This is a genomic window from Domibacillus sp. 8LH (assembly GCF_038806185.1).
Classification (GTDB): Bacteria; Bacillota; Bacilli; order Bacillales; family Domibacillaceae; genus Domibacillus; species Domibacillus indicus_A.
Map to the genome: position 1 here is coordinate 1 of NZ_JAVJNG010000373.1, position 230 is coordinate 230.

Consider the following 230-nt stretch of genomic DNA (forward strand, 5'->3'; position numbering starts at 1 on the left):
GCATCGATGTGGGAAGTTCGGCAGGTGGTCTAAGTGGTCCAGGGGCATTCGGACGAGATGGTGATGCGACACCTATCGTTCGTATTGAACCAAAATACCCAACACAAGCAGCACGTGATGGTAAAGAAGGTTGGGTTCAACTTTCATTCTCAATCGATGAGTTAGGTGGCGTAACTGACGTTGAAGTTATTGACGCAGATCCTAAACGTATTTTCGATAGAGAAGCTAAG

Annotated in this window: 1 protein-coding gene; it reads left to right on the plus strand. The window is 46.5% G+C overall.

The window, feature by feature from the left end; genetic code table 11:
• On the plus strand, positions 1-230 hold a 230-nt coding region (locus RG959_RS25060), incomplete at both ends, for a TonB family protein (RefSeq protein WP_342799393.1).